This window comes from Streptomyces niphimycinicus, assembly GCF_018883605.1.
Lineage (GTDB): Bacteria > Actinomycetota > Actinomycetes > Streptomycetales > Streptomycetaceae > Streptomyces > Streptomyces niphimycinicus.
This window is the reverse complement of the sequence record NZ_JAHLEM010000927.1, coordinates 1-2987: the sequence shown is the minus strand read 5'-3', so window position 1 is coordinate 2987 and position 2987 is coordinate 1. Positions and strand designations below refer to the sequence as shown.

The 2987-nt window shown below is 73.0% G+C and carries 2 protein-coding genes; both read left to right on the top strand.

What is annotated here, in order from left to right; translation table 11 throughout:
- Nucleotides 1-1585, top strand: a 1585-nt coding sequence (locus KN815_RS45570; protein WP_507229932.1) for a polarized growth protein Scy-related protein, incomplete at its 5' end; no start/stop codon positions are given.
- 241 nt (nt 1586-1826) lie between these two features.
- Nucleotides 1827-2765, top strand: coding sequence for a coiled-coil domain-containing protein (locus tag KN815_RS45565; RefSeq protein WP_078643689.1), 939 nt, complete (start codon nt 1827-1829; stop codon nt 2763-2765).
- The last annotated feature ends 222 nt before the right edge of the window (nt 2766-2987 follow it).

Here is a 2987-nt window from a genome sequence, read left to right as displayed (position 1 = left end):
GCGCGGCGAGGCGCAGGGCGAGGCCGACCGGGTCCGCGCGGACGCCCAGGACGAGCGCGAGCGCGCCGCCCAGGACGCCACGCGGGTGCGGCAGGAGGCCCAGGAGGAGTCCGAGGCCGCCAAGTCGCTCGCGGAGCGCACGGTCGCCGAGGCGATCGCCGAGTCGGAGCGGCTGACCGAGCAGGCCCGCGAGGAGGCCGGCAGGCGCCGCGCCGAGGCCGCCGAGCAGGCGGACCGGCTGGTCGCCGAGGCCACCCACGAGGCCGAGCGGCTGCGCGCGGAGGCCAACGAAACGCTCGACGAGGCGCGCCGGTCGGCCCACAAGAGCCGTGCCGAGGCGGCCGAGCAGGCCGATACGCTGGTCGGTGGCGCGACGGAGGAGGCGCAGCGGCTGGTCTCGGAGGCCACTACGCGGGCGCAGGCGCTGCGTACGGAGGCGTCCGACGCACGGGCGGCGGCGGAGCAGGACGCGGCCCGCACCCGGGCCCAGGCCCGCGGGGATGCCAACAACATCCGCTCGGAGGCGGCCGAGCAGGCCGACCGGCTGGTCGCCGAGGCCCGTAACGAGGCCGAGCGGCTGCACGCGGAGGCCAGCGGCGAGGCGGAGCGGCTGCGCGGCGAGGCCGCGGAGACCGTGGGTTCGGCGCAGCAGCACGCGGCGCGCATCCGGGCCGAGGCCGAACGGGTGGAGACCGCGGCGGCGGCCGAGGCGGAGCGGATCCGCAACGAGGCGCAGGCCGAGGCGGACCGGCTGGTCGACAGGGCGCGCGAGGACGCCAACAAGCGGCGTTCCGACGCCGCCGAGCAGGCCGACCGGCTGGTCGCCGAGTCCTCGGCGGAGGCCGAGCGGCTCACCTCCGAGGCGCAGGAGGCCGCGCTGCGCACGGCGACCGCGGCCGAGGAGCAGGCCGACACCATGGTGGGCGTGGCCCGCCAGGAGGCGGACCGGGTGATCGCCGAGTCCACGGCCGAGGCCAACGGCATGGTGGAGAAGGCCCGTACGGACTCCGACACGATGCTCAGCGAGGCCCGGGGCGACGCCACGGCCATCCGGGAGCGCGCCGAGGAGCTGCGCAGCCGTACCGAGGCCGAGGTCGAGGAGCTGCACCAGCGGGCCCGCCGGGAGTCCGCGGAGCAGATGAAGGCCACCGGCGAGCGCGTCGACAAGCTGGTCGCGGCCGCCACCGCGCAGCTCATGAAGGCGGAGGAGAAGGCCAAGTCGCTGGTCGCGGAGGCGGAGAGCGAAGCGAGCCGGGTGCGGATCGCGGCGGTGAAGAAGGCCGAGAGTCTGCTCAAGGAGGCCGAGCAGAAGAAGTCCGAGGCCGATCGGGAGGCGGAGCGGCTCCGGAACCAGGCCACGGACGAGGCGCAGCAGATCGTGGACGAGGGCAAGCGCGAACTCGAGTTGCTCAAGCGACGCCGCGAGGACATCAACGCGGAGATCTCCCGTGTCCAGGACGTGCTAGAAGCGTTGGAATCCTTCGAGACCCCCGCGTCGGGTGGCGCGGGCGGCAAGGAGAACAACGGAGTCAAGACGGCGGCAGGCGCGGGTGCGACGAGGAGTGGAAAGCGGTCGGAGGGGTAGCCGTATGCGGGGGGACGAGGGTCGGCTGTGCCCGTCCGCGTCGATTTCGCGTAAGTCTCGCGTCGGACTGCGTCCATCACGGCATGTCCGTATCATCCCGACGAGTGACGAGGTCTCCGCCTTACTGCCACTCAAAAGGCTGGACATCTTGCAGATCAAACAGACGTTGACTCGATGACACGCCGCTCGGACCCCTAGGATTCCCTCTATCACCTCACCGGTCTCTTTCGACAGGAACCCCATGAGCGACACTTCCTCCCCCTTCGGCTTCGAGCTCGTGCGGCGTGGGTACGACCGCGGTCAGGTGGACGACCGCATTTCCAAGCTCGTCGCCGACCGTGACAGTGCACTGGCCCGCATCACCTCGCTGGAAAAGCGCATCGAGGAGCTGCACCTCGAAACGCAGAACGCTCAGGCCCAGATCAACGATTCGGAGCCGTCCTACGCCGGGCTCGGCGCCCGGGTCGAGAAGATCCTCCGTCTCGCCGAGGAAGAGGCGAAGGATCTGCGCGAGGAGGCCCGGCGCGCCGCCGAACAGCACCGTGAGCTGGCCGAGTCGGCCGCCCAGCAGGTCCGCAACGACGCCGAGTCGTTCGCCGCCGAGCGCAAGGCGAAGGCCGAGGACGAGGGCGCGCGGATCGTCGAGAAGGCGAAGGGCGAGGCGACCACGCTGCGCCAGGAGGCGCAGAAGGACGCCCAGTCCAAGCGCGAGGAGGCGGACTCCCTCTTCGAGGAGACCCGCGCCAAGGCCGCGCAGGCCGCTGCCGACTTCGAGACCAACCTCGCCAAGCGCCGCGAGCAGTCCGAGCGCGACCTGGCCTCCCGTCAGGCCAAGGCCGAGAAGCGGCTCGCGGAGATCGAGCACCGCGCCGAGCAGCTTCGCCTCGAGGCCGAGAAGCTGCGCACCGACGCCGAGCGCCGCGCCCGCCAGACGGTGGAGACCGCGCAGCGCCAGGCCGAGGACATCGTGGCCGACGCCAACGCCAAGGCCGACCGGATCCGCAGCGAATCCGAGCGCGAGCTGGCGGCCCTCACCAACCGCCGCGACAGCATCAACGCCCAGCTCACCAACGTCCGCGAGATGCTGGCCACGCTGACCGGCGCCGCCGTGGCCGCGGCCGGTGCCCCGGGCGAGGACGAGGCGGCCACCCGCGGCGTCCCGGCCCAGCAGTCCCGGTGACCCGAGGTCCCAACGGAGCGTACGATGCCCCGCGCCGCCACGAGCGGCGCGGGGCACGCGCATATCCGGGCCCCCGGGCTCGAGTCCCGGGCCACGCCCCGGGTCCCCCCGCCCGCCGCCCAACCCCCTCCGGCGCGTAAGGAAATCCAGCCGCCCGGGGCGAATCCAGCCCAACCGGCGCATGGGAAATCCAGCCGCTCGGGAGCGAATCCAGCCCAACCG

Coding starts and splice junctions, on each gene's coding strand:
- KN815_RS45565 (WP_078643689.1), top strand. CDS start 1,827: ATGAGCGACACTTCCTCCCCCTTCGGCTTCGAGCTCGTGCGGCGTGGG.